The 24,089-nt window shown below is 47.2% G+C and carries 22 protein-coding genes and 5 pseudogenes; 17 read left to right on the top strand and 10 right to left on the bottom strand.

Annotated elements, in window-relative coordinates:
• Positions 1 to 251 precede the first annotated feature (251 nt).
• The 3 genes from HF650_RS09750 to HF650_RS09740 all read left to right on the top strand — a co-directional run bounded on the left by HF650_RS09750 (position 252) and on the right by HF650_RS09740 (position 4,984).
• Positions 252 to 1,910: a methyl-accepting chemotaxis protein gene (locus tag HF650_RS09750; RefSeq protein WP_187802180.1), complete on the top strand. Its 1,659-nt coding sequence runs from the start codon at positions 252 to 254 to the stop codon at positions 1,908 to 1,910.
• Between the two features lie 1,606 nt (positions 1,911 to 3,516).
• Entirely contained in the window at positions 3,517 to 4,023 is a 507-nt protein-coding gene (locus tag HF650_RS09745) for a YrhA family protein (RefSeq protein ID WP_187802179.1), read from the top strand.
• A 331-nt stretch (positions 4,024 to 4,354) separates the two neighbouring features.
• Complete coding sequence (locus HF650_RS09740) at positions 4,355 to 4,984, top strand: hypothetical protein (RefSeq protein ID WP_187802178.1); 630 nt, start codon at positions 4,355 to 4,357, stop codon at positions 4,982 to 4,984.
• A 463-nt stretch (positions 4,985 to 5,447) separates the two neighbouring features.
• On the opposite strand, the gene HF650_RS09735 is transcribed toward HF650_RS09740, so the two are convergent.
• A complete protein-coding gene (locus HF650_RS09735; protein ID WP_187802177.1) occupies positions 5,448 to 6,839 on the bottom strand; it encodes an MFS transporter in 1,392 nt (463 codons plus the stop codon).
• Positions 6,840 to 6,963: 124 nt separating this feature from the next.
• Between HF650_RS09735 and HF650_RS09730 the strand changes: the two genes are divergently transcribed.
• From HF650_RS09730 to HF650_RS25250, 5 genes are all read left to right on the top strand, one after another.
• Positions 6,964 to 7,866 carry a LysR family transcriptional regulator gene (locus tag HF650_RS09730; protein WP_187802176.1) on the top strand — a complete coding sequence of 301 codons (903 nt, stop codon included), beginning with the start codon at positions 6,964 to 6,966 and terminating at the stop codon, positions 7,864 to 7,866.
• A gap of 537 nt (positions 7,867 to 8,403) precedes the next feature.
• Complete coding sequence (locus tag HF650_RS09725) at positions 8,404 to 9,315, top strand: LysR substrate-binding domain-containing protein (protein WP_187802175.1); 912 nt, start codon at positions 8,404 to 8,406, stop codon at positions 9,313 to 9,315.
• 94 nt (positions 9,316 to 9,409) lie between these two features.
• A complete protein-coding gene (locus HF650_RS09720; RefSeq protein ID WP_187802174.1) occupies positions 9,410 to 10,282 on the top strand; it encodes an SDR family NAD(P)-dependent oxidoreductase in 873 nt (290 codons plus the stop codon).
• Position 10,283: 1 nt separating this feature from the next.
• Positions 10,284 to 11,162 (top strand): SMP-30/gluconolactonase/LRE family protein, encoded by an 879-nt coding sequence (locus tag HF650_RS09715; protein ID WP_187802173.1) that lies wholly within the window; start codon positions 10,284 to 10,286, stop codon positions 11,160 to 11,162.
• 296 nt (positions 11,163 to 11,458) lie between these two features.
• The gene (locus tag HF650_RS25250; protein ID WP_223284293.1) at positions 11,459 to 11,638 is read left to right on the top strand and encodes a hypothetical protein; all 180 of its coding nucleotides are present in this window, start codon (positions 11,459 to 11,461) and stop codon (positions 11,636 to 11,638) included.
• Positions 11,639 to 11,746: 108 nt separating this feature from the next.
• On the opposite strand, the gene HF650_RS09705 is transcribed toward HF650_RS25250, so the two are convergent.
• From HF650_RS09705 to HF650_RS09695, 3 genes and pseudogenes are all read right to left on the bottom strand, one after another.
• The gene (locus HF650_RS09705; protein WP_187802171.1) at positions 11,747 to 12,115 is read right to left on the bottom strand and encodes an STY0301 family protein; all 369 of its coding nucleotides are present in this window, start codon (positions 12,113 to 12,115) and stop codon (positions 11,747 to 11,749) included.
• The gene (locus tag HF650_RS09700) at positions 12,094 to 12,504 is read right to left on the bottom strand and encodes a BPSL0067 family protein (protein ID WP_223284292.1); all 411 of its coding nucleotides are present in this window, start codon (positions 12,502 to 12,504) and stop codon (positions 12,094 to 12,096) included. Before HF650_RS09700 ends, HF650_RS09705 begins: the two co-directional genes overlap by 22 nt.
• Positions 12,505 to 12,849: 345 nt before the next feature.
• Positions 12,850 to 13,197 (bottom strand): annotated as a pseudogene (locus tag HF650_RS09695) (transposase); the annotation flags it as partial.
• A gap of 88 nt (positions 13,198 to 13,285) precedes the next feature.
• Between HF650_RS09695 and HF650_RS09690 the strand changes: the two are divergent.
• A complete protein-coding gene (locus HF650_RS09690; RefSeq protein WP_187802170.1) occupies positions 13,286 to 13,513 on the top strand; it encodes a hypothetical protein in 228 nt (75 codons plus the stop codon).
• Positions 13,514 to 14,004: 491 nt separating this feature from the next.
• Positions 14,005 to 14,448, top strand: coding sequence for an SMI1/KNR4 family protein (locus HF650_RS09685; RefSeq protein ID WP_187802169.1), 444 nt, complete (start codon positions 14,005 to 14,007; stop codon positions 14,446 to 14,448).
• 154 nt (positions 14,449 to 14,602) lie between these two features.
• Here HF650_RS09685 and HF650_RS09680 read toward each other — a convergent pair whose 3' ends face one another.
• A complete protein-coding gene (locus tag HF650_RS09680; RefSeq protein WP_223284291.1) occupies positions 14,603 to 14,863 on the bottom strand; it encodes a hypothetical protein in 261 nt (86 codons plus the stop codon).
• 497 nt (positions 14,864 to 15,360) lie between these two features.
• Between HF650_RS09680 and HF650_RS09670 the strand changes: the two genes are divergently transcribed.
• The gene (locus HF650_RS09670; protein WP_187802167.1) at positions 15,361 to 15,765 is read left to right on the top strand and encodes an SMI1/KNR4 family protein; all 405 of its coding nucleotides are present in this window, start codon (positions 15,361 to 15,363) and stop codon (positions 15,763 to 15,765) included.
• 191 nt (positions 15,766 to 15,956) lie between these two features.
• On the opposite strand, the pseudogene HF650_RS09665 reads toward HF650_RS09670, so the two are convergent.
• From HF650_RS09665 to HF650_RS09645, 4 genes and pseudogenes are all read right to left on the bottom strand, one after another.
• Positions 15,957 to 16,193 (bottom strand): annotated as a pseudogene (locus HF650_RS09665) (DUF4113 domain-containing protein); the annotation flags it as partial.
• A gap of 139 nt (positions 16,194 to 16,332) precedes the next feature.
• Positions 16,333 to 16,754, bottom strand: a pseudogene (gene umuD, locus HF650_RS09655) (translesion error-prone DNA polymerase V autoproteolytic subunit).
• Between the two features lie 275 nt (positions 16,755 to 17,029).
• On the bottom strand, positions 17,030 to 17,440 hold the full coding sequence (locus HF650_RS09650) for a winged helix-turn-helix transcriptional regulator (RefSeq protein ID WP_187802166.1): 411 nt from the start codon (positions 17,438 to 17,440) through the stop codon (positions 17,030 to 17,032).
• A 103-nt stretch (positions 17,441 to 17,543) separates the two neighbouring features.
• A complete protein-coding gene (locus HF650_RS09645) occupies positions 17,544 to 19,499 on the bottom strand; it encodes an FUSC family protein (protein ID WP_187802165.1) in 1,956 nt (651 codons plus the stop codon).
• Positions 19,500 to 19,775: 276 nt separating this feature from the next.
• Here HF650_RS09645 and HF650_RS09640 point away from each other — a divergent pair, with 276 nt between their 5' ends.
• Both HF650_RS09640 and HF650_RS09635 read left to right on the top strand, forming a co-directional pair.
• Positions 19,776 to 20,711 (top strand): LysR substrate-binding domain-containing protein, encoded by a 936-nt coding sequence (locus HF650_RS09640; RefSeq protein ID WP_187802164.1) that lies wholly within the window; start codon positions 19,776 to 19,778, stop codon positions 20,709 to 20,711.
• Between the two features lie 332 nt (positions 20,712 to 21,043).
• Positions 21,044 to 21,638 (top strand): annotated as a pseudogene (locus HF650_RS09635) (NAD(P)H-dependent oxidoreductase).
• Between the two features lie 264 nt (positions 21,639 to 21,902).
• On the opposite strand, the gene HF650_RS09630 reads toward HF650_RS09635, so the two are convergent.
• Positions 21,903 to 22,193 (bottom strand): humD, encoded by a 291-nt coding sequence (locus tag HF650_RS09630; protein ID WP_187802163.1) that lies wholly within the window; start codon positions 22,191 to 22,193, stop codon positions 21,903 to 21,905.
• Positions 22,194 to 22,302: 109 nt separating this feature from the next.
• Here HF650_RS09630 and HF650_RS09625 point away from each other — a divergent pair, with 109 nt between their 5' ends.
• The 4 genes and pseudogenes from HF650_RS09625 (at position 22,303) to HF650_RS09610 (ending at position 24,071) form a co-directional block, all read left to right on the top strand.
• A complete protein-coding gene (locus tag HF650_RS09625) occupies positions 22,303 to 22,518 on the top strand; it encodes a hypothetical protein (RefSeq protein ID WP_187802162.1) in 216 nt (71 codons plus the stop codon).
• A 79-nt stretch (positions 22,519 to 22,597) separates the two neighbouring features.
• On the top strand, positions 22,598 to 22,843 hold the full coding sequence (locus tag HF650_RS09620) for an excisionase (protein WP_187802161.1): 246 nt from the start codon (positions 22,598 to 22,600) through the stop codon (positions 22,841 to 22,843).
• 37 nt (positions 22,844 to 22,880) lie between these two features.
• A pseudogene (locus tag HF650_RS09615) lies at positions 22,881 to 23,254 on the top strand (tyrosine-type recombinase/integrase); the annotation flags it as partial.
• 25 nt (positions 23,255 to 23,279) lie between these two features.
• A complete protein-coding gene (locus tag HF650_RS09610) occupies positions 23,280 to 24,071 on the top strand; it encodes a DUF3800 domain-containing protein (RefSeq protein ID WP_187802160.1) in 792 nt (263 codons plus the stop codon).
• Positions 24,072 to 24,089 lie beyond the last annotated feature (18 nt).

Here is a 24,089-nt window from a genome sequence, read left to right as displayed (position 1 = left end):
GCGGCTATGTCCTGTTTATTTTATTTAAAAATTCACTTAAGTATCAGTCACTTTTGCAATGATGATTAATTAAGTTATTTAACCTGAAAGAGGATAATGAAATTATTTTCGGTAAAAAAAACTGGCTAGCATAAATTCACGAACTATCCATTTTTTCAAAAAAAAATATATTTATTAAATATCGTTAAAGCCTCCCAAAGCGGCGTCGATAACCTCTTTTTGCTCCATTTACTTAAAACACCAGGGTTCATATGACTATCACACAGCGTTTGTCGCTGGCATTTTCTTTGCTCGCTTTATCACTTTTCGTGACTGTTGCCGTCTCACTTTCTGTGATTTCGGGTTTCCAGTCCCGCTTTGAGTATGTCCAGGTTAATGCCATACCCAGCATCAAGGATTTGAATAAATCAATCAGTACAACCAGCCAGTTGGGCATCGCGTTTTATCGTCATCAAACAGCTTTAGACAGTGCTGGCCAGGCTGCGGCTGAAGAGAGAATAAACAACTTGCTGAACAAGCTGAAATCGCTGACTGATTACTATATGGCAAATGATATTTCCAGCGATGAAGATAAAGCGATGACTGAGCAGGCATACCGTAATATCGAAGCCGTTCGTGCGGCGTTACCCGCTTTTTTAGCTGCCTCAAGAAATCACGACAATGCATTAGCTTTATCTCTTCTGAAAAGTGAAGATGGTGTGGGTGCTGCATCGCGTAAAATGGAAGCCGATTTTAGTAATCAGATTGAATTAAATATAAAGATCGGCGAGACCCTGAGAGAACAAAATAAGATAATTTATTCAAAAACATGGTGGATGATGACCAGTGCCGCCGCGGTGGTGATTCTTCTGCTTGGTCTGTTTTCCATCAATATTATTCAGGGCATTAAACGCAGCCTTAACAGCATCAAAAGCACAATGACAGAGGTCAGTAACAACCTCGACCTGACCCAGGTTGCCACTGTTTACAGAAATGATGAAATAGGCCAGACCGCATCGGCCTTTAACGGCCTGCTGGAGAAAGTTTCAACAACGCTGTTATCGGTTAACCATGCTGCGCAATCTGTCAGTACAGGTTCCGCCCAAATTGCAGCAGGGAATGAAGACCTGTCGGCACGAACGGAAGAGCAAGCCGCCTCTCTTGAGCAGACCTCTGCTAGCATGGCTACTCTGAGTGAGACCGTTCGCCAGAATGCTGATGGCGCAGTTCAGGCAAGCGAGCTGGCAAATAATGCTAACGATCTATCGAGCCTGAACGCAGGTGCAGTCAGCCAGATGCTGGAAACGATGGCAGAGATTCGCGGAAGCTCAGAAAAAATCTCCGATATCACCGGCCTGATCGAAGGCATCGCCTTCCAGACTAACATCCTGGCGCTGAACGCTGCGGTAGAGGCTGCGCGGGCAGGCGAGCATGGCAGAGGATTCGCGGTTGTTGCTTCTGAAGTGCGAAGCCTGGCGCAGCGCTCTTCATCTGCTGCCCGCGAAATTAAAGACCTCATTTCACTCTCTGTTTCTCAGGTCGAGCAGGGTCTTAACCAGGCGGCGAATGTGGGCAGCAACACCGAAAATGTGAGCAATGCTGTACGGCAGGTTGCGGATTTGGTTAATGAAATCGCGGCTGCAACCAATGAGCAGAGTAAAGGTATTGAGCAGGTTCACATGGCGATCGGGCAAATGGATGAAGTTACGCAGCAAAACGCCTCGCTGGTTGAAGAAGCCTCTTCGGCATCTAAATCCCTGCAGGAGCAGGCTGAAACCTTGTCAAGCCTGGTCTCTACTTTCACTCTTAATGAAAATACCGGCTATGTCTCAAGAGCAGCAAGTAAGCCGATCAGCAGTACACCGCAGCTGCAAAAAAAACCAGTGTCAGATGGTAGTACAACCACTAATGCAGACTGGGAAAGCTTCTGATTTTTGACTTTCATATAAGACAGATTAGCCACAAAAAAGCGCTGCTTTGCCAGCGCTTGAATATTCATAACCCTTTCTGAGTCTATTCTTCATATGAGTGGCTTCAACATACTCCTGCCGGGTGCCCCTGCCCTGCCTGAGCTGCGCCACTCTTTTATCTTTCTCTGCAGGTTTTAAATTTGCAGATTAGAGAAAGGAATAATTTCAGCAGAACTGATCTAAAGAGAGTACTTCCTGTCTGATGATTTATGAATGTAGACCGTACGCCTTGTAATTTGACCGGCTGGTTATCTCCTGTTTCAGAACGCACTATTCCCCCTACCGCGATTTTTTTCTGATAAAGCCCGGTGATCCAGCCAGCAAAGGGAATAGCGTGGAGTCGTTAACTCTCTTGTTCATATTACGCATTCCACTTCTGCCTGGAGCAGTTCGAGAAGCGCAATGCATGGTAGAAACCGGGCATTATGTTCAATCAGTGGCCTGCCGTATAACGGTCCGATTTCCCTTATGCGAGTTGTCGGTTGCGGCTTCATCTACGGTTTGCGCTTCTTTTGGGGGATAATATCCCGTTTCCGTGGGTGGGTTTAATAATGCACCAGCGCCATTGCAACCAGATAAGACAACTGCACAACTTATTAAAAAATAGTATTTTTTTCTCATTCTTTATCCAGCTTTATTAATCGTACATCGTAGAGATCATTCGATAGCCCCGACGCTGCACTTCCGGGAAGTGCAGTAGCAGGATGACCCGCCGTTTTAGGATAGCGCCTTCCATGCACTTATCGTTCGGATCTGCGGCTTTGAACCACTTTATCCGATGCAGTAGCACAGGGGAAAGTGCCTCCTGGTTGTATACGGGAATTTAAATCAGTTGTGTCGTTATGCAAAAAATGGCTGGTGTAGATTTTCATAGCATTTAATGAGTTATACCTGTTTTTCTTCTGAGTGTTACGCTTACTTTCGCAGCCATATTATGTAAATTCGAAGGTAAACAGATGACCTTGAACGTCCGCTATGAGCAAGGAGCGGAAGTTATGCCTGAGTGCTAACGCTAAAACTCCACATATAGTCAGCCAGATCCAGTGGGGTTAATTTCGTGCAGGTAATAGTAAGGTTTAATTTCCTGATATCTTTTTGACAAATGCGTTCGTGGCATTTCAGCAGTGCAGGAATGGTGTATCAATGATTTTTGATTAACACAGGCAAAGAAAACTGGATATACCAGCTGTGAACCACTATTTAACGAGAACAGCATGGGCGAAAAGTTTCGAGCTGAAAACCGTCACCGTTTCAGTAGCAAACAGTCGTAAGTTTGGCGTTGACCACAATGAAACCCAGGCAGGATTTTCACGCGACTTTCGCTTAACTGTGTAATGCGTTTATCCTTGAGGAGTACCAGGATAGATGTAGATGGGAAGTTCACCACAAAACCCCTTTGAGAATAGTAGTGAAGAGATTATGGTCAATTTGATCCCTAAAAAACTGCTAGCTCATCACTCAACATTGACAAAAACGCAGGGAATAATTCATAAAGATTTGCCATACGCATATCTTATGGCCATCGCCGTAAGGCGTAGTTTACCCACTGGGTAGGTAAGAGGCGCACATGAAAAAGAGTATCCACCTGCTTAATACTATTAATGATCTGATGATTGAAGACGGGTATCCAGTCGCAAAACCTGTTACACCAGATGTAATGAATGATTTAATGAGCAAAGAGCCGCCTGCAGAGTGGGATACCCATAAAAAAGCTGTTTACACAGATATTCAGACGTTACTTAGCGAGAGACGTGACTATGCTGAAATGTTCAGTGTTATGGATGGTTTCGAGTACAACGGCTTAAATTTGTACAGCTTATTGCTGGGCGATGACGAGGGAGTGCTATGGTCAAACATATACATACAAAATATAGACACACGCAATAATGATATCTATATCGATCCACACCTCAATGATAACGTTGTAATCGGGGGGGATGGAATATCAGTGTTTGTTTATAATTTTAAAGAAGAGTGTTTTGAAATAAGAGATAAAGTAGTGACACAGAACCTCATTGAAGCATATAAAAATTTCAGCGACTTTTTAGCAGAAATAATTTCCACGGTAAGGTGATTTATTCGGATATGAAGGGCCACCAGGGTTGCCGATGGCCTTCATTACGATGCCATCATCATGCATTGATGTTGCGGAGCACGGCCAGTGGCTCACAAGCAGCTTCGCTCGATGGTAAGAAGATGCGAGCCGGCTCCAGAAGGGTAAGAGCAGTTTCAGGCAGCGGAGCTTTTCACACCAACAACCTGCCAACCTTTGCTCGTCCTGACTCAGGCATGGGCAAAACAAGACGTTATAAGAAACAGATATGCCGGGGAGAGTATTGAAAAATAGTCCTGACTTTCAACATATCAATGCATCAAGACAAATCTGACTTGATTGAGAAAGATTAATGCGTGAGCATGGTGTAAAAATAGCCATAACAAAACCAGAGAAACGCAGCGTAACAGGCTTAAAAGGTATCCATAACATGATCCTTGATAAATATACTTCTCAATATATCAACATTCTGAAAGAATTTTCAGTAAGAGAAAAGATTATTGTCGCGCTCTGTAACCTCCAGAGGCAGATGATTTGCGTAGAAAAATTCGATGAATTTTACAATGAAAATCTTTTAAGTGATTTCAGAGCCAGTCTGAACAGCTTAGTCAATTATCTTTCAGATGCGAGCATTGATCTGGAAGAGGTGAAAAAAACAGCAATGCGTGGACCAGACACTGATGATTACCCAGAGACTGAGGGTACTGTTGCGCAAAATGCATGCGGCTCGTTGTATTACTTATATTCATTCCTTAGTAGCAAGGATGACATAGATTTACTCCAGTCAATTGATAAGTGCTTTGAGAGTGCCGACGCCATTAATTACGATGAGGGGACACAAGAAGAGGAGGATCGCTATTTCGCTGAAGAAGCCAGAAACCTTAAGCTACTCATCGAAAGGGTAAAGCAAAGCCCTACGGAATCTATTGAGAATATTAGGGACCTTCTGATATTTGCACAGGAGAAAAGCATAAAGTTCTAAGTTTCACTACTTCAATTTTAAGCTCTTCGGGATGACGCCTACCGCTCGTGGCGCCCCGCTTTGAGTCTTCTTAAATGGCTTTGCGGTGTCTGGTAAAACCGCAGCAATTCAGTTAATCCTGGATTCGTTACCCGTAAAGCACTTGCTGGCTGGTATGATGTTCCCGCCCTTCTGCCGCAGTTCCAGTTTTATGAGAAGAGCCGTGCCGTCATTGAGACGAACTCACCTGAAAAATTCCTGCCGCTGGTTGCAGAATTCGATATTCAGCAAGATCCGGTTATTGATGTTAGTGCGGCAGCTCCCGCAGAAATTTCGGCACAGTCAGCAAAACCAGGCGGTTAATAGCTTTGGCCTGCACAGTTTTACGGTCAGCATGGCTATATCAAAATAATTAGCTTCACATGCCTTATCTGAGTGCAGTCCATTCGCTATCGCAGCTACAAGCCAGAATAAGCACGCGAGTTCAGGCTGCCGCCAGGCCTGTTTTACGTAACCGGCTCACACTTAACACCACCGATGCAGCAGATGCGACGACAGCAATCCACAGAGCATAATGGACAGCCTGTAGTTCATTTATTGCCAGCAGTATCCCCATGACAGCAGCGCCAAGACACTGACCGAACGTCCGGACGATAGACAATACGCCTGATGCGTAGCTGGCATAATCGCGGGATACGTTAGAGAGCATCTCCCGGTTGTTAGGGCTCTGGAAACACCCAAATCCGATACCGCATACCAGGCTACGTAAACAGATATCCCATGCCGTAGGTCTGGCGGGTAGCGTGGCCAGTAAAATCAAACCCACAACAAAAAGAGTTAACCCAACGGTAGAAATCAGAGGCGCTGAAAGTTTGTCTGCCCAACGGCCCGCATGGGGCGCTATCAACACAATGCCTATCGGCCATGGCGTAAAGAGTAACGCCGACATGACGGCGCTGTAGCCATACATGCCCTGAAAAAGAAATGGCAGCGCAATAAAGGTAATCCCCTGGCTCACAAAACAGGCCAGCGAAGTTAAAGCCGCGAGGGTAAAGCGTCCATTTTTGAACATCACAGGCGGTAATAAAGGATGCTTTGCCCGGCGGATCTGCCAGATAAATGTGATGGCACTGAGCATCGCGAGCAGACCCCAGCTAATAGCCCCGACGCTGATGTGATCATCTGAGGAGAAGCTGTTTGCCGCCATCACCATTGAGCCTAAAAGTAGTGCAGACAGCACAGCGCCTGGCGTATCGAACGGCGTTTTATCGGACGTCGGTTTGCGTGGCAGCGATCTGAATACCAGCAACAGGGATACGGTGCCAGGCAGCACGTTTATAGCGAATAACCATTTCCAGCTCATTATGTCCAGCACTGTGCCGCCAAGTACAGGTGCTATGGCCGAGCTTGAAGCAATAAGCAGGGCGTGTAGCCCAAGAATACGGCCAAGCAAACGACCGGGGAAAACAGAACGCAGTATCGCCGGGGCAATGCTCATGGTCGCTGCGCCACCGATCCCCTGCATAATGCGCATTCCGATGAGCATCTCCGGAGTACTGGAGAGCGCACAACCCAGTGAAGTGAGCGTAAAGAGGGTAAGGCCTGAAAGAAAGACGGGGCGGTAACCGACGCGTGCTGCCAGCGCAGCGAAGATAGCCAACGTCATGGCGGCGGAGAGCAAGTAGCCGTTAGCGAACCAGACCGAGACATTCGCCGGTACCTGCATCACTTTCGCCATGGATGGCAGCGCGATGTTAATCATCGTGCCGTCAAACACGCCCATCAGCGTCGTGGTCATTACGGCGGCCATGACGCGTGCCCGCTCCTGTCCCGGCAGGCCTTCATCGCCCGGCTGATTTGAAAATAACGTTGTCATCTTTAATGCCTGTTGAAGGAAGAGTACGAAAACTATAATCATCAGCGAATCATGGCGGAAGATGCAGCATTTGCACTGTATAATTGCATTCGACGCCATATCTGAATTCTTATCAGGAACCACTATGTCCGACCCTGATTTTAACTTGCTTGTCGCGCTCGACTTTTTACTGGCAGAAGCCAGCGTTGCAGGGGCGGCTCGACGCTTAAACCTGAGTACCTCAGCAATGAGCCGCACTCTCAGCAGGTTACGTGAGGTGACGGGGGATCCCATTCTGGTGCGAGCAGGACGTAACATGGTGCTCACCCCCTGGGCTGAAGCAACCCGGGAACGTGCGAGAAGCGCGCTCTATGAGGCGAGAGCGGTACTTCAGCCCTCATCCGGGACGCTCAGGGTGGAAAACCTCGAACGGCTCTTCACCCTCAGGGCTAATGATGGTTTTGTTGTGGCATTTGGCCCTCTGCTCATTGCCGCCGTGGCTGAAGCGGCCCCAGGTATTTGCATACGCTTTGCGCCGAAACCTGAAAAAACGTCTCGTTATCTTCGGGAGGGGTTGGTTGACCTGGAAATTGGCGTTCAGAGCAATATGGGGCCAGAAATTCGGGTGCAAAGGCTCTTTCAGGATCGCTTTATTGGAGCCGTGCGCAAGGAGCATCCGCTGGCGTCACAGCCGGAAATAAGCATTGAAGATTATATTGCCTGGGGGCATGTGGTGGCGTCCCCCGACGGAGTGCAACATGGTTTTGTCGATGATGCCCTGGCGGCGTTAGGCGTCACGCGCAAAGTGGTGAGCGTGGTTCCAGGCTTTCCGACTGCATTATCCGTCGCGCTGGCCTCCGACCTTATCGCCATGGTTCCCGCGCTATATTTGCGCAACCAACGAATGACAGACAATTTACATCTCTTTGAATTGCCGATCAAAACCCGGAATATTGTGGTGTCGCAGATGTGGCACCCGAGAATGGAGAAGGATCCCGGGCACCGCTGGCTTCGGGAGAAAATTTTAGAGGTGTGTCGAGTACGATGACGTATTACGTCCCACATCAACTACGTCAACTGCACTGTTATCACGGGCGTTGTAGACCAAACTTGAGGCCAGCGGCGGTAGCTGCTCCAGCTATAATAGACACGGATGAATGACATGTTCTCCCTCTATTAACACAAAGTCACGCCAGCAATGTCCGCTTCTGGCACAAAGTGGACAAGCTAAGTGATCTGTAGGCCTGATGCGTGAAAAGCAGACAGACATAATCGGTGGCAGTAGACGAGATCGTGCCCGACTGGCCTACTTCAGCAGCAGTTGTATTCCAGGCAAGGCTTAGATGACCTCCGTCCTCCGCTTTTCTCCACTCTTTGCCGGGTTGTTGTGTCCGCACAGCGCAACGGGTGCCGCATCAGAGGAGATAAAACATGCAGCAACTAACCCGCGTTACGCTCGATACTGGTGAAATGGACATTTATCCCGATGAGTGAAAGTCAGGAACCTCCTGCTTAAAAGCTATATGTCTGCATCAGTAATATGCTATGAATCTCATAAAAACCAGAATGGTATGCATCTGATCTCATGATAGAAAACCGGCTTCTTATCCAGTTCATTGCCGTTGCAGAAGAATTACATTTCAACCGGGCTGCGCAGCGACTTCATATGGCGCAGCCTCCCCTCAGCCAGGCTATCCGCCGACTTGAACAGGAGCTAGGTGTCTCGCTGTTCGAACGCACGAACCGCAGTGTGTCACTGACGCCTGCCGGAATTAATTTTCTCGAATCAGCGCGTGAAGTGTTACGTGTCCTTGATGAAGGTGTTGAAAAAACCCGCCGCGTGTCACAAGGAATTGAAGGTCATCTCACCCTGACCTTTATCAGCATTGCCGGTTATACCCCCCTTCTGCGTGCGCTGAGAGAATTTCGTACCGCTTATCCGGCAATCACCTTTACGATGCTGGAGGCCACGACTCAGGAGCAGACGGAAGCGCTTGAGCAGGGACGCGCGGATCTTGGATTTATGCGCACGCCCGGCAGGAGCGCACCAGGGCTGCGTTTCGACACTATCTTGCGTGAGCCGGTTATGCTCGCTCTGCCTGCCACACACCGTCTTGCGCAGTGTGAAACCCTTCACCTCTCAGCCTTCCGGAGTGACCTCTTCGTTTCAGCACCACGCCACCTGGGGCAGGGTTTTCACGATCAGCTGATCCAGCTGTGCGGAGCGGCAGGATTCAGGCCCCATATTTCACAACAGGCCCGGCAACTGCAGACACTCGTTGCACTTGTTGCCAGCGGTTTCGGCATTGCATTGCTGCCCGCCTCAATGGCCAATGAGACACGGGAAGACGTGATATTCAGGCCATTCAGGGTCGATGCTCCGGCCGGGCTGCAGCACGTGGAACTGCTGATGGGGTGGAATGCACACTCGACGTCTCTAATCCGGGATAAATTGATCGAAAAGATACACAAAGTTATGGCACTCAGTGCAGATTAAGACGTTACAGATATCACCAGCCTACAAATAATATATTTTACCGGTTTCCTGTGACACGCGATTATCGTGACTTCCATGATCACGAGGATTCAGCATGAGCAACACAAAACCGCTTACAGATATGCTTCTGAAAGATAAGGTCGCCATCATCACCGGCGCAGGACAAGGCCTGGGACGCGCATACGCGCAGTCGTTGCTGGATAATGGTGCGCGGGTTGTCATCAGCGACGCCGGCACCAACCGGTCTGGTGAAGGTGCCGCTGAGGATGTGATAGCAGACGCTGCCCGCACCCTGTGCGCCGACAAGGGGCAACTGCTTTCACACAGTGGACGCCTGGACAGTGAGGAGGCGTGCAGGGAGCTTATAGAACTGGCTATTACCCGGTTAGGTAAACTGGACATACTGATTCATAACGCAGGCTGGGTGGACTATCAGCTTATCGAAGACCAGGATAAGGAGTTCCTTGAGCGTGCCATCAGTATCAGTCTTCGTGCGCCGATCTGGCTGAGTAAATATGCATGGCCATACCTTAAACGCTCTTCCTCGCCCAGAATAGTGCTTAATACGTCCGATCGTGCCATGTTTCAACATTATGCCCAGCCCGGCCTCGTGGCTTACGCTGCGGGCAAAATGGCCCAGATAGGGGTCATGAATGCCCTGAGCCTGGAAGGCGAACAACATGGCATTCTTGTGAACGCTGTCTCGCCGGTTGCCAGAACACGAATGTGGGGTACTACACAGCCTCCGGCTGACCTCAAACCGGAGTGGGTAGCGCCTGGCGTCCTTTATCTGTCAAGTCCGCTGTGTCAGGACACTGGCTACATTCTTCGTGCCAGCAATGGCCAGTTCACCGCCACGCGTTTTTGTGAGAATCCAGGCGTTGTTTACCCTACAGACCTGAAGCGTGTCGAGTGTGAAAGCGTGACAGATGTCGCCCGCCTTTGGCAGCAGATAAAAGAGGTCTGAAATGCCTGAAGGTTACGATATGCGTCGCATCGCAGAGGTGCGCGCCGGACTGGGCGAAAGCCCTGTTTGGGATGACCAGAAAGGTGTGTTGTATTTCGTGGACATCACTGGCGGAAGGATCCATGTGCTACTGCAGAATGGCAGGACAGAAACCGTTTATAAGTCAGCGGCACATATTGGCGCCCTGGCGCTGACCGACAAAGGCAATCTCATTTTCACAGAAAATTCAGCGGTTGCCATGCTCGAACTGCAAGACGGGGACGTGAGCCTCATCAGTCCGGCTGTTCACGACGGTACAGGATGCCGCTTCAACGATGGTGCCTGCGATCCGCAGGGCCGTTTTATTTCAGGACTTATGCATGAGGGACCGGATCGTAACCCTGGCGCGCTTTACCGTTTTGGCAGCTCAGGTGACGTCTGTTTAATTCAGCAAGGGATCGCTCTGCCTAACGGGATTGCATGGTCGGAAGACGGAAACACCTTCTATTTTGTCGATTCGATCGCCTGCTCGATTTTTAAGGCGACTTACAGGGCGCATGGCAAACCTGCCCATGTCAGACTGTTTGCAAGGACACCCGCCGGACGGGGACGTCCGGATGGCATCGCTCTGGATAAGGAGGGGGGCTTATGGGTCTGTCAGTTCAACGGTGGATGTCTGTTACGCTATGACCGGAAAGGGTATCTTAGCAATCACGTGACAATGCCTGTACCGCGTCCTACCAGCTGCTGCTTCGGTGGGGACGAACTCGGAACGTTATTCATTACCACTGCTCGTTTTGCTATGACTGATTCGGAGTTGTTCCAGTACCCGGACGCCGGAGACCTGTATGCCATTACTCCCGAAATATCGGGCAATTCCAGGTACCGCTTCAAAGAGTGACGGCGAGGCGAAACTCGCCCGTTTCGTGCTAACGCTGAGAAAGAGTGAACTATTCTTTCGGTAATACAGGGTCTGGAAATAATGAACAAACAGTTGCCTGAAGCGAATGGGCTTTCCGCTATGAACGAGGAGCGGACATTGCTAAGAGCACTATATTTGAATCAACGAGGAGCAAGTCATCAGCGGTGTTACGTGTTCAGAATGTTATTGATGGCTTACGTGATGAAATGGCCCGTAAGGTTGCCGAATCTTAAAATGAATACGGCTGACCCGCATATCAGGTATAGGGGTAAAGCATGGTAGATATCGAATCAGTCCTGATTGAGGTGACCCGTCAGCAGAGCCATGAACTGAATGCCGCTGAAAATCGGGATATACGTTGCCGCGTGACCGGAACGCTCGCCGTAAAGGAGCGTCACCGTCAGCGCATGACCGCTCCGGAATATCAATGGAGCAAGCCTGCGCCCCGGAGATAATCCTGCTTCATGGAGGGGCCGGTGGTCCTGTAATTTACGCATTTCTCGTTTCTGTGGGAAAAAATTGCCAGAAACACCGGCAGGGCGATATCTGGAAATAAGATGGATTTATTCGCAGGAGGCGTAAAGCTCTTCTTTGCTGTCTCCATACCACGCAGAGCATTTCTGTGCTGTTGTCGGTACCTTTACAGTGGCAGTTTTATGTGTTCCCTTATACTGGCAAACAAGAAATACGGATGTGTTATGCTTCTTCGCATAATCCTGTGAGTCCTTAAGTGTCCATACCATTTTTTCATCCGTATCCGGCAATAATGAAGCCCTTTCTTCTGGCGGCCCGACGAAAACATCAACTAAATTCATTCGGTGTGTTTTGTTGCCTTCTTTTAAAACAGGTGGGCAGCTTACTTTTCCGGCAAAAACAGAACTGGAAAAAAGCCAGGCCAAGCTACCTAAAATTAATGTTTTACTCCACCACATAGTAATTCCCTCCAACGTTTTCGGGACGTGGTTGCTGAGCGAAGCGGATTGTTCGCTGACTGACAGGGTGAGGTGTTTTTTATTTTTTCGCCTCGTCTATCGGTACTGTGTCCCATCCACTGATCCAGAACCTTAATCCCATTTTCATCCTGTCCAAGATAAATTGCTGCGTGGGATCTGCCATCGGTATGATTTCCGTATCGGCCATCGACATCAAACGTTGCTATTGCTGTGCCCGGAGTAATCGATGTATTTCCTTTAACCAGTGCGCCGCGTCGCCATGCTGCCGTTCGCGGCATATTGGCTGCCTTTTGAGTAAACGCCACGCACTGGCCACTGCCAACAGATTGCCCGATATAAGCCCGTGGCGTTGCCGCTATGTAAGCCATTTCCTTTGTTCCTGTGTGGATTAGCGCTTCCATATTCTTTTACATGCCAGATTACAGGCAAGCTGGAAATGAGTGAGCATGTCGATTGAGATTATTCCTGGTTGGCGTCGACACTTGTCCACTTACCTAATCAGAAATGATGGCAGCGCCAGAGGGCTAATGCGCATAGTTGACCGTGTTGCTAATTTTTAACTTACTACGCCTTTGGCACACATGCTCGTACAAGCTAACGTTGTCGCCTGGAGGGGTTCGCATCACTGTGTATTGCAGTTGATTTTCACCAACTCCATCCATAAGAAAATTTATATTTAAATCAATAAGCTATTTTCAGTCCATTGTATGCTAATCCAGCATCCGACAGAGCCGGCTAACAGGCCAGCAACAGGTGTTGTGACGGATAAAGGCGTACCTTAGTCGGACAGCTTTGCGAAGCACGCCGCGGCTTTTTTAATATCTCCCGTTCGTTGATAATCCGCTTGAGCTCTTTCTGAAGAGGGTGGCTCCAGGCCTGAGCATCTGACGGTTCTTTATTCGTGGAAGGATCCGGACCGCACTTGTTTATCCAGCGTAAAGGCTTTGGGTAGTGATATCGAGACGTGTTGCAATGCTGGAAACAGAATAACCACGATCAACAACTAGTTTGACAGCTTCAATTTTAAACTCTTCGGGATAACGCTTACCGCTCATCTGCACCTCTCTTTTAAATCATCTTAAACGACTCTGAGGTGTCTGTTAAACTCGTGGCGATTCAAAGCTCGTCGAAAATCGGATGCTAATAAAAATGACTATTGTGTTTATTCCCTCTTTGGTAGTGGTTCTTTTGAGTAAAGAAAAAGAGAACGGAAGAGAGTTAACTCAACAAGAGGTTGAGTCAATCCGTGATGGCGCTACAGCTATACAAGTGCCAGTAGATGTTGCAAATGAAATGATTAAAGAACGGGGATATTTTGACATCGATCCTGAGAATGCTTGGGAAGAATGGATTTTATACAAAAAATACGTCAAATGAGACGTCGTTTAAACGGTTGAGAAAATGTAAGCCGAAACCGCCAGTAGTAAACACTTCAAAAAACAAGGCAGCTTCCATGAGTTGCATTAGTTTGCCTCCCTTTTCAATTCTAATTACCTTTTCAAATTTTGCAGATATTCTTTTAAAAATAGATAAAAAAGACTGACAATCTACATTCGTTTTATTATGGAATTGAATTAGGATGGATTGATAAAAAAACGATTGTTGAGTATTACCAAGCCTCGTCCTTAAAGCAAGTAGAATTAGGAGATGCTTTAGTAGTTTACAATAGTTATCTTTTGGATAATAGGGGGGTAGGTATATAAATACAATTGATGAACGCGCTGTTATTATTCAAGCTAAAGTGACGAAAAACAAGAAAAAACTTCCGAGCGTTATAGTAATGCATGATAATTATTCAAAAAAAGAGTATATTGTCTATAGTAATTGGTCATCTTTCAGACTAGAAATGAAGAATGAGGTGGTTGTGTATGAATGAACAATTGTTAACTCGAGTCAGAGAGAACTTAATATCTGATCAGGATATGGTTTTGTACGGGATTCCTGCTACAGATGAAGAGATAGCAAACGCAGAAGAAAAGTTGAACATTAAATTTAATGAGCAATATATTGAATTCATAAAATTGTTTGGCGGGGCTTTTGGAGGTATAGCTATACATGCTTTCATTAATGGTTCTTTAGTTGGAAAAGCGACAGTGGTTGATCTGACGCAAAAATTCAGAGAAACATACAAAGATCTTGATGAGTCCGTTTTGAACGCATTCTACGTTATTTCAGATGATGGTAGTGGAAACCCTATCCTTATGAATAGTGATGGCGAGATATATATTTTTACACATGATACTTATGGAATGGAGTGTTTGTATTCTTCGTTAGAAGAGTTACTCATAAAATCATTTCCATTAACACACTGACTTCAAAAGTCAGGCAAACCTCTCCATTGCCGCCTTGTTCCTGTGCCATGAGGATGCTGGCAGTAACACAGGTAAACTATAAGAAGCGAGCCAGGTACGGTGTTAACGGGGAGCAGGTCAATTCCTTTTGCTGTGCTGGGTGAATATAACTGGCCTAGTTACAGGAAAGAGCTTTAAGGCTCACTTTAGCTTTAACCAGTTCGGCAATACCCTGCTGCAGCGCGGCGATCATCGCATCATCATTAATTTTCTTACCAGGCCAAAAAGGTGTTGGCAACGAAATAATATGCATTTTGGGAAAATCCAGATCATTTTTTGCGGCATAGCCGATCTGGCAATCTGTCACGAGCATATCAACGAAGGGTGCGGTCGAGCGTGGCCTCATACCTGCAAATACTCCTATAGAAACAGTCATCGCCAGAGTCTTTTTTTCCTGATTGTCTTTTTCAGATGAAAAATTATCACTTAATTGCCAGCATAATTAAAGAGTTGCATTTTTCTACCCCCATTGACCAGGAGTAATGTACAACAGGGCGCGTACGATGCCCTCGGTTGATTAAGCTATCATCATGTATTCCCTGTCTTTTTCTGGCACATAGCGGACATCTGCATTATGGCAATGTCTTCCACAAGTGAAATCAGACGATTTAGTGAGTGATTTATCAGATTAAAAGATTAATCCTAGACATCGCCAGGGAAGAATCCATAGCCCTAAAATCCACCCTCGCAGCTATGCCTGGCACCACTTGATGATTATAATCCTGAGACGAATAAAGGAACTATGCAACTCGTTAAACAAGATGCACATTCTGGGATCTCACATGTAGGGGGGGTAAGTCAGTACAAAGCTGCAACCGGCAGGAGATATGCTTTCCCTGCCCGGATCCGTAAACCTGCCGGAGGAACTTGCTAATGTATCTTTCAGATTCTGAAAAAAATCTTACTTTAGATGATATGAAGAAATTTAACGAGTTTTATAATAACAAACTCCCTGAATCTTTTCAGGATTTTTATCTTAAAAATAACGGTGGCTTTCCTCTGAATTACAAAGATGGAAACATTTTTATGTTGGGAGGATTTACACCAGTCAAGTATGGAAAGCGGCCCATCGAAAAGGTGTATCAAGATCTCGTTGAGGCCTTTGATCAGCTTAGGGATATGCTACCCTTTGCTTATGATTATGGTGGAAATGCTTTTCTACTTTCCCTGAAAGCGAATAATTCTTTCGGAAAGATTTTTGTTTTTTTAATGGATGAAAAGGAAATAGAATTTATTTCTGACTCATTTACAGAATTTTTGGAAGAGTTATTTTCTTGAACTTATGTGTAAAGATAAAAAACATAAAATAATACTTAGTCAATAACAAGCGGTGTCGGAATTGTGAAATCATACCGTTCCGGCATTACTTCTCTCTATTTTCGCCCGCTCCTTGCATATTTTTATGCATCCATCGTAAGCGCGATATAACCCCCTAAATCAACTGTCACGCTCTATTCAATAATTTTACCTTACCTAACGACCAACAGATCTGAAAAGAGAGTCGTGTGACATGGCGAAACCATATCACGCTTCATTTGCCATGCGGGCTGTATCCCCTCCCCGGCAAAGTACAGCATGCCTCGCCCGTCTTTTGCATACAGGTAATCCCGGACGTTCATCAGCTTTTCGCTTTTCGCTCGCGGCGCGTTGTCATTAAAGAGATTTAATTGCGCCACTCCCTGACTGTAAAAGTCTCCCAGCATCATGGTTTCGCTTCGATGCTACACGCAATCACACAGCCGTCATTGTTGGAGAGAACAACCACTGGTCGTCCTTTCAAATCAGGCCTGAAGAGTGTTTCGCACGACGCGTAAAAGCTGTTCACATCGCACAGGGCAAACATATTCAGCCTGCCGACTTGACGATATAAGTGACAACCCCAACAACATCCCGTCTGTCCTCACTCCCCACGATGATTGGCGAATAAGCGCTGTTCATCAGGTTTAACTGCACTCGCGGGCGTAACTGAAGACGTTTAACAGTAAATTCCCCGTCAACCGCAGCGATAACAATATCGCCATGCTCCGGTGTCCGCGAGCTGTCCACCACAAGCAAATCCCCTCACTGATGCCAGCCTCAATCATTTAATCACCGGCGGCTTTCACAAAATACGTCGCGTCGGGATGCAGGATCAGAAGATCATTTAAATCTATGCGCTGTTCCACGTAGTCAGCAGCAGGGCTCGGAAAGCCACGCTGCACAAGGGCGCTGTAAAGCGAAAGCGCGACAACTGCGCGCGGAAAACCTGTTGGTTTTATAAATTGCATATGACACACCAATGCATACTGTTTTTAAATACATTGAATTTATTATGGTGAGCAATCTCCCCCCCGCTTCGCTCATAAGTTTATCTTGCTGATATCATTCCTTTTCATAACAATATTTCAATTAATGAAAATCTCCCTTCACTCTTACCCCATTCTAGCGAAGAGCGGACCTTCCATTCATGAGCATCAGAGTTTTTAAGGCGCTGAACATTACATCCCTGCTAAGCGCCCTGGCCAGAATCTGAAAGCGGTTATCCAAAAAATGACAGAAAAACTCACTCCACCTTAGCGGGTATAGAAAGTTTCTCATCGACGGCGTTTAACGCAGATAAGGCATAGCCGCGTAGCCATGCAGTCAGGGGTTGCAGCAATGCAGCCAGTTCATGGCCTTCAGGTGAAAGGCTGTAGAGAATTTTTTTACAGTCCACTTCAGAAACTTTTCTGCAGATAAATCCGTCAGCCTCAAGTTCGTGAAGTGTTTTTATGAGCATCCTGTCTGTGACCGTATGCAGATTTTTTTTCAGCTGAGAAAACCGGAGGTTCTCCTCTTTTAGCGCGATAAGCACCTGCACGGCCCACTTACTGGTTATTCTGCTAAACATATTCTGAGCAGAAGCTTCAGCCTGCTCCAGCCTTGCACTGCAATTCTGATACGGCTCCATAAATGTCCTTTCTCCTGCTTTCATGACCTTTAAACCCGTCTGCCCCGGTAGTGAGTTTTAAGAAACGCTACCCGGATTCAGCCACAGACTGTTACTGCAGCGTCCTGCTGTACGGAGTGACTTTAACTCAGGACGTCACAAAGGCGAGGTGATAAGTTTCCGTCAGCGTGACCAGCCTGCCCAGGTCCTGAGAAACCTCCTGAGAAGTCCCCGCCATGTTCAGGCTTTGCTGGTAAGACTTTAGCTGTGTCAGAAACGCACCGAGTTTTTCCTGTCTTTTCTGGCTACTCTCTGCATGCTTAACATCCTCAGCAGAACGGCGAAGCTCACGGTATGATGCTTCAAGTGCCGGATGGCGCGGGAGCTCAGAGCTCACCAGTCTGCTGTGGCCGGCGATCAGCGCAAGCGACATTCTCAGCTTGTCCATATCGCCCGGATGAAGTGCCTGAAGCAGGCTGAGATGCTGATACAGTGCAGGAAGATGGCTTTTTGGGGCCCTGCGGTTTGCAGGATTAACCGCCGTAATGATTGAATAAATAAACGTATTCATAATTTTGTGCGTTGTCCGTGCCCGCGAACGATCGGGGATGAGGAGAATAACTGCGAACGCCATCAGGCTGCCCACTATCTGACCCAAAACGTTGTCGGTAAAGGTGTGAATGTTGAACACCATCGGATTTTCAATAGTCACCGCATTCAGGATGCCGGCAAAGGCGCCCATGGTCCCCAGCTGTCTGCGCTGCAGAAATATTCCGCTGATCAAGGCGACCAGGCCCAGCATGATGCAGAGCAGGACCATGCTCTGCTGTGTCGAAGGGATAACAATGGTGTAAAGCAGAAAAGAAATCGGCGCAGCAACTGTCATGCCGTAAACAAAATCTTTGGCCACGGCAATGGGATTAGGCGAGCGCATGGCCAGTGCCGTCACCACCCCGAGCAAAATCATGCAGCTGGTCCCGGACGTCCAGCCACTGTAAAGCCAGAACAGCGCTGCCGTTCCTGTCGCGATGAACGTCCTCAGGCCGTTTACCCGTGCTGAATGCGACTCCAGTGATCGTTCCTGTACCGGGTTAACGCCGGAAAGCATTTTTTCTTCACCGTCTGCAAGGCGTGGGTTTGCTTTAAATCGCCTGAGTAATAAAAAATATTCTCCGGCGGAACGACTCCACTCAGCCTGTGACAATAAGCGGGTGTCAGCCGGCACCGTGGCAAGCGCAAAGCGGAAATCTCTCAGGTATCTCAGTGATGAGTCAGCATCACCAGGGTCTGCCGGAAAAGCCCCCCTCCGGCGTACAGCCGAGTCACCTGCGTTCATTTTACGCGTCAGGAACACATCCAGCGACAGCGTAAGCAGGGTCAGGGATCGGCTGTGGAGAGCAGCCAGACGCCGGGAGGCAAGCTCATGATGTCCGGCTTCGTTTTTCAGGTTAACAAGTATCGACTTCAGCGCTGCGGACCTACGAATCACCTCATTCATTTTTTTATCAAATATCTTCTGCTCGGCAGGTTCTGCGGCAAGCGCCATCATCTGGCACTGAAGCGTGATAAGGGCCTCAGCCTCCCGTTCAGCAACCTGTTTGATGGATTTTGGGGAAAATATGACGTCTGCAAACAGCGCGCAGAAGATACCCAGCACAATTTCGCTGCAGCGTTCGATGGCATATACGGGGGCCAGCGTCAGGTTGTGACTGGCATAAACAGTAACGAGTACCGTCAGGGCGGTATAGCTCGCAGTCGCCATTCCACTGGTATTTTCAACGCGCACAAGTGTAGACAGCCAGACACAGAATCCCGCCCAGATGCATGCCGTCAGAAGCAGCAGAGAGGGCGTCCGTGCAAAAATAATAATCAGCAGCAGCGCTGCGCCGCTTCCAAGAAAGGTACCGGCAATTCGCAGGATTCCCCGAAGGCGCAGTGCTCCCGCGTACGGGTCACCGCCAGCGGAAAACGCCGAACCGCCCGCTACGATACCTGCGGTCATCACCGCCCATCGCGGCATTTCAAGATTAAAATAAAAGCCAATCATCAGCGCTGAGACCAGAGCAAAAGCCAGCTTCACGGGAAAACGGAGATATTCAAACATTCTTATTCCTGAAAGGAAGGTGCATTCAGACCGTCAGGACTGCAGCCAGCGTCACGATGACTGCCTGGTTTTTGCCGGTTTTTTCCTGCAGGACAGTCAGGAGCCGGGCGGGCAGAACTGACGTTAAGGGAGCACTCTGAGATGCATGGCGACTGCACTTCCGTTAAGGTGTGCAGGAAGTCATACAGATTTATCAATAACGGTGTTAATAATAACCTGCGTCAGAAATGGCTCACATCGGGCTCCGGCTAATTAAGTTTTTAAAAAGAGTAAACAATGCAGACACTCCGAAGCATGATGATATTTGTCCAGGTTGCCGAGTCCGGTTCCTTTACCCGTGCAGCCCGGCAGCTCGATCTCAGCGTACCCTCTGTAAGCCTGGTCATTTCTAAGCTGGAAGAGGAACTGCACGTTAAGCTTCTCAACAGGTCAACCCGTAGCCTGGCGCTCACCGAAGCCGGGAAAATGTTTTACCGGGGATGCTGCAGAACGCTTGATGAAGCAAGGCAGACGCAAGAAAACATGTTTGCCTTTAATGGGCGTCCTTCCGGCGTCCTGCGGATCGGATGCTCGCCTACTATGGCGCACTATGTGATGACGCATGTCAGTGCTCAGCTACTTGAAAGATATCCCGGACTCAGCGTGAATCTGGTTACGGCAAGCCCGGCGCCCGACCTGATATCTCACGGGCTGGATGTGGTACTGCGCTTCGGAGACATTGAGGATTCGGGGCTTTACAGCCGAAGGATTGGAAGTATGCCTATGGCTGTCTGTGCAGCCAGAAACTATCTGAATAAAGCAGGCAGGCCCGCTCATCCTGATGAACTCGAAAAATTTGAGTGGCTGGAGTATGACATTCAGCCGGATAACATCTGTAACCTGACATCGCCGGATGGCACTCAGATAAGCCTGCGTCCGAGGGGGCGCTATGCGACAAATGACCCGCTCGTGCTCATTGACTGGCTGCAGGCCGGACGGGGAATTGCCTTTGTACCGATGATCTGGGTCATAAACGATATTGCTCAGGGTAACGTAGAAGTTCTGTTCAGCGACATGAGGGCAGAAAGTCGCCCCGTCTACGCACTCCACACGTCGCGTGAAAATATGCCGCTGAAGGTGAAAGCCTGCATTGAGGTATTGACAGAGTTTTTCTCAAAAAGCGAAGGCGACTGCGCATATTATCTTAAGCAGAGAGTTTTCTCAGATAACTGACTGGAGGAATGCTCTGCTTTTGGCTCACTGCTCTTGTTTTACTACTAATAAGCAAGGCCTGGACCTTAAAGTATTAATCAGGCTGGCAGGACTTTAATTACATGGTATTTATTAAAAAATAAATCTGTTTTTAACTTTATCAAAGAGTGATAATCCTGAAATGTTTTCGGAATAAATGACTGAAATTAATAGGTTTTTATCTTAATCCCGCCCTATGGAACAGACCTGAGCATCGGAGTTGAAAGAAAGAGTGGCTTTACTGGCACAAGCTGTTAAAACAGACCTGGTAATAAAGTTAACCTGTCTTTTTTCAATCAGGGTTAATTAAACAAATGAGTAAGATTTTAATCATTGACGGCGGCAAAGAGTTTTCTCACTCGGGGGGGGGAACTCAATCATTTTATGACATCTGTAGCAAGGGAACATCTCACAGCGATGGGACACAGTGTGTCTGTCACGCTGGCTGACAGCGATTATTACGTTGAAGATGAAATTAAGAAATTTTCCAGCAGTGACTGCATTATCTGGCAGATGCCAGGATGGTGGATGGGCGCACCGTGGACGGTAAAGCGCTATATGGACGAAGTTTTTACGGGCGGCCATGGGGTATTTTATGAAAGTGATGGAAGAACGCGTCAGGACCCCTCTAAAAAATATGGTTCAGGCGGATTGCTGGCTGACAAACATTACATGCTTTCACTGACCTGGAATGCTCCTCTTGAGGCTTTTGATGACCCGGCGCAGTTCTTTGGCGGGGTTGGCGTAGACGGCGTTTATCTGCATTTCCATAAGGCTAATGAATTCATTGGTCTGAAATCGCTGCCAACATTTATTGCTAATGATGTTGTGAAAAGCCCTGACATCGACAGTGATATCCTCCGGTACCGTAAGCATCTGGAAATTAACTTTAAAGAATTTCAGAAATAGCTCTATGAAATTAAAGGCAGAAAATCGGTTAACTAAAGTGGACAGCTTTTCGGAATTATTCACACCAGTAGTTATGACGATTCTTTGTCACCTTTAACATCTCAACGTCCGCTTCTGGCACTGAGCGGCTCTTAAGATAGGATCCTCTGTCATGGGGGTGTCAGGGGTCGGAGGTTCAAATCCTCTCGTGCCGACCAAAATTTCCCAATTAAACCAGCATTTTACGGCTGATTTTTTTATGCCTGAAATTTGCCAAAGGTAAAACTAAGGTAAAATGAAGGTAAAACCCCTGACAAATTTCATCACCGGACAGTCGTCGAACTCCCCTGTTGTGGCGTCATTGATGATGTAGGTGATCACCCCCTTGAAAATCAGTCGACCGTCATAATCCTCATTCGTCATTGAGTAGGTTATTTCGGGCCGATCCAGTTCCTCCAGCCTCGGGCTCGGATAAAGACGCAACCGCAGCATACGAAGTTTCTCATCCAGGTGGCACATAATCACAGAGCCATCTACTGGTGTTGCTGAAGTGTCGAGAATCAGCAAAGCCCCCATTTTTATAGCTTCACGTCGGGACTCGGTGACCCAGCCAACATTCTCGCCCTGCTGGCAGAGCGTGACGCCGACAAGAAGCGGATCGCATCAAATTAAAAGCGGAGGGGTAATGCCGAGCAAACTTAAGCTGCGACGCCAACGCCGCCTGCGTGAAGATGTGATCTGGTGGCGCGCTGAAGCAATGGACTGCAAAGCGCGCGTGCTGGAGCTGGCGAACCTGCTGGAAGAAGCACACCGGCAGCACGTACCGATGCCGGCGCTGGTACCGGCCAGGATAAGCAAGTGTCCCCGGCCGCCTGCGAACGGAGATTTTTATCAGCTGTAACGACGGCACCCGCCAAGGGTGCTCGTCATGTGCCTACAGACTTAAATAACCGGTTGCAGCCGGTAGCGGAGAACCGACCATGATTCAGATGTTGACGCTTGAGGAATGGGCAGCAGATAAATATCGCAGCAATCCACCCAGTGTTTCCACTCTTCGTCGTTATGCAAAACAAAACCTTTTTTCGCCACCCGCGATGAAGCAAGGGAGGTTGTGGCGTGTACGTGAAAATGCCGAATTGGTTGGGGAATTAGCTTCGCCCATTATCGAGCATTCTGATTCACCAAAGTTATTAAGGATCCTTAACAATGGCTGCCAGACCCCGTAAAAATAATGTAAGCGTACCGAATCTATATCCGCTATATAGCCGTATAGCTATTCCTCTGTCGCTTCGTCTGAACGCTATTAACTGGAGCTTACGTGAAGTTATAACTCGTTGCCGAGATTACGCAGTTAGTCCCTATCTCGTGCATTTTTCCGTGCCACTTCGCCGGCAGAACGGGGGGCTCAGGTAAAAGCCAACACGCTAACGATGAATTTCAGCAAATCCAGAGATAAAGCGATGATAGATTGGAGTAATGGGACTCCAGCAACATTTCATGAGCAAAGATCTTTATCTGAGCGATTATATAAGAAACAAGGAGTTGACACTAAATCACTTTTAGGACATAAAAACTCTTATCAGACGAAAATGTACAATGATGACAGGGGAAAAACCTGGAAAACCGTTATTTTATAAATATATTATACATTAAGAGGAATATATGTTTATTGCTATAGATGACACATACAGCGACCCGACTTCCCCTTCATCAAAATACGTTACATCCAATAGGCGAACTCACGTTGCGGTTATATTTAGTAATGAGGAAACTCAAGATGTGAGGGAGCAACTTCCCAATTGTCTAGATGAAATCAACAAAGAATTTAAATTAAACGTATCTGAATTTCATTTCAAAGATATTATTAATAAAAAAGGTGAGTGGAAAAAACTTCCTAAACAGATGAAACTGGCCATAATTGGTTTTTTTGCAACTATTTATCGTCACCACAGATGGGAAGTAATAATTCAAACTGTCGATGAAAGAACATTACCTGACTTAGGACCATTGGTAGATATTTTAAGTCATGGCGTTCCGGAAAATAAAAAAAATAGCGAATTATCAATCGCATTATTATTAAAAATACGACGAAGGGTTAAAGAAATCCCAGAGCATCTCACTATTATTATGGATGAAGGGATCAAGCAACCAGAAGAGCCATTTGGCTATGAGTACTTCCAGGACCGATCTGGCAATTATTATGGTTACTATGGTTCATCAAAGACTGAGCCATTATTACAAATCGCTGATTTTATGGCCTACTGTATAAACAGAACAACATATTTAGCAATGAAACCTAATCGTTCAGACGACGATAATATTTTTTTGGAAATCATAAGCAGCATGAATATTAATTCTACAGATATCAAAAAATCCGGACTTGACACAAACTTCACGATTGATGATTTCGATGCATTTCACGAGAATGATAGAAAATCGAAAGGATTAAAATAGTCCGTTTTGATAACCGTT

This window comes from Kosakonia sp. SMBL-WEM22, assembly GCF_014490785.1.
GTDB lineage: Bacteria > Pseudomonadota > Gammaproteobacteria > Enterobacterales > Enterobacteriaceae > Kosakonia.
This window is presented reverse-complemented; position numbering and strand designations above follow the sequence as displayed.

What these genes read in the sequence shown, in the direction of transcription:
- HF650_RS09645 (WP_187802165.1), bottom strand. Translation starts at nt 19,499, where the DNA reads ATGTTTGAATATCTCCGTTTTCCCGTGAAGCTGGCTTTTGCTCTGGTC.
- HF650_RS09650 (WP_187802166.1), bottom strand. Translation starts at nt 17,440, where the DNA reads ATGAAAGCAGGAGAAAGGACATTTATGGAGCCGTATCAGAATTGCAGT.
- HF650_RS09620 (WP_187802161.1), top strand. Translation starts at nt 22,598, where the DNA reads ATGATTCAGATGTTGACGCTTGAGGAATGGGCAGCAGATAAATATCGC.
- HF650_RS09685 (WP_187802169.1), top strand. Translation starts at nt 14,005, where the DNA reads ATGAATGAACAATTGTTAACTCGAGTCAGAGAGAACTTAATATCTGAT.
- HF650_RS09630 (WP_187802163.1), bottom strand. Translation starts at nt 22,193, where the DNA reads ATGGGGGCTTTGCTGATTCTCGACACTTCAGCAACACCAGTAGATGGC.
- HF650_RS09715 (WP_187802173.1), top strand. Translation starts at nt 10,284, where the DNA reads ATGCCTGAAGGTTACGATATGCGTCGCATCGCAGAGGTGCGCGCCGGA.
- HF650_RS09700 (WP_223284292.1), bottom strand. Translation starts at nt 12,504, where the DNA reads ATGGCTTACATAGCGGCAACGCCACGGGCTTATATCGGGCAATCTGTT.
- HF650_RS09690 (WP_187802170.1), top strand. Translation starts at nt 13,286, where the DNA reads ATGACTATTGTGTTTATTCCCTCTTTGGTAGTGGTTCTTTTGAGTAAA.
- HF650_RS09720 (WP_187802174.1), top strand. Translation starts at nt 9,410, where the DNA reads ATGAGCAACACAAAACCGCTTACAGATATGCTTCTGAAAGATAAGGTC.
- HF650_RS09705 (WP_187802171.1), bottom strand. Translation starts at nt 12,115, where the DNA reads ATGTGGTGGAGTAAAACATTAATTTTAGGTAGCTTGGCCTGGCTTTTT.
- HF650_RS09735 (WP_187802177.1), bottom strand. Translation starts at nt 6,839, where the DNA reads ATGACAACGTTATTTTCAAATCAGCCGGGCGATGAAGGCCTGCCGGGA.
- HF650_RS25250 (WP_223284293.1), top strand. Translation starts at nt 11,459, where the DNA reads ATGGTAGATATCGAATCAGTCCTGATTGAGGTGACCCGTCAGCAGAGC.
- HF650_RS09725 (WP_187802175.1), top strand. Translation starts at nt 8,404, where the DNA reads ATGATAGAAAACCGGCTTCTTATCCAGTTCATTGCCGTTGCAGAAGAA.
- HF650_RS09740 (WP_187802178.1), top strand. Translation starts at nt 4,355, where the DNA reads ATGCGTGAGCATGGTGTAAAAATAGCCATAACAAAACCAGAGAAACGC.
- HF650_RS09640 (WP_187802164.1), top strand. Translation starts at nt 19,776, where the DNA reads ATGCAGACACTCCGAAGCATGATGATATTTGTCCAGGTTGCCGAGTCC.
- HF650_RS09625 (WP_187802162.1), top strand. Translation starts at nt 22,303, where the DNA reads ATGCCGAGCAAACTTAAGCTGCGACGCCAACGCCGCCTGCGTGAAGAT.
- HF650_RS09670 (WP_187802167.1), top strand. Translation starts at nt 15,361, where the DNA reads ATGTATCTTTCAGATTCTGAAAAAAATCTTACTTTAGATGATATGAAG.
- HF650_RS09750 (WP_187802180.1), top strand. Translation starts at nt 252, where the DNA reads ATGACTATCACACAGCGTTTGTCGCTGGCATTTTCTTTGCTCGCTTTA.
- HF650_RS09610 (WP_187802160.1), top strand. Translation starts at nt 23,280, where the DNA reads ATGTTTATTGCTATAGATGACACATACAGCGACCCGACTTCCCCTTCA.
- HF650_RS09745 (WP_187802179.1), top strand. Translation starts at nt 3,517, where the DNA reads ATGAAAAAGAGTATCCACCTGCTTAATACTATTAATGATCTGATGATT.
- HF650_RS09680 (WP_223284291.1), bottom strand. Translation starts at nt 14,863, where the DNA reads ATGACTGTTTCTATAGGAGTATTTGCAGGTATGAGGCCACGCTCGACC.
- HF650_RS09730 (WP_187802176.1), top strand. Translation starts at nt 6,964, where the DNA reads ATGTCCGACCCTGATTTTAACTTGCTTGTCGCGCTCGACTTTTTACTG.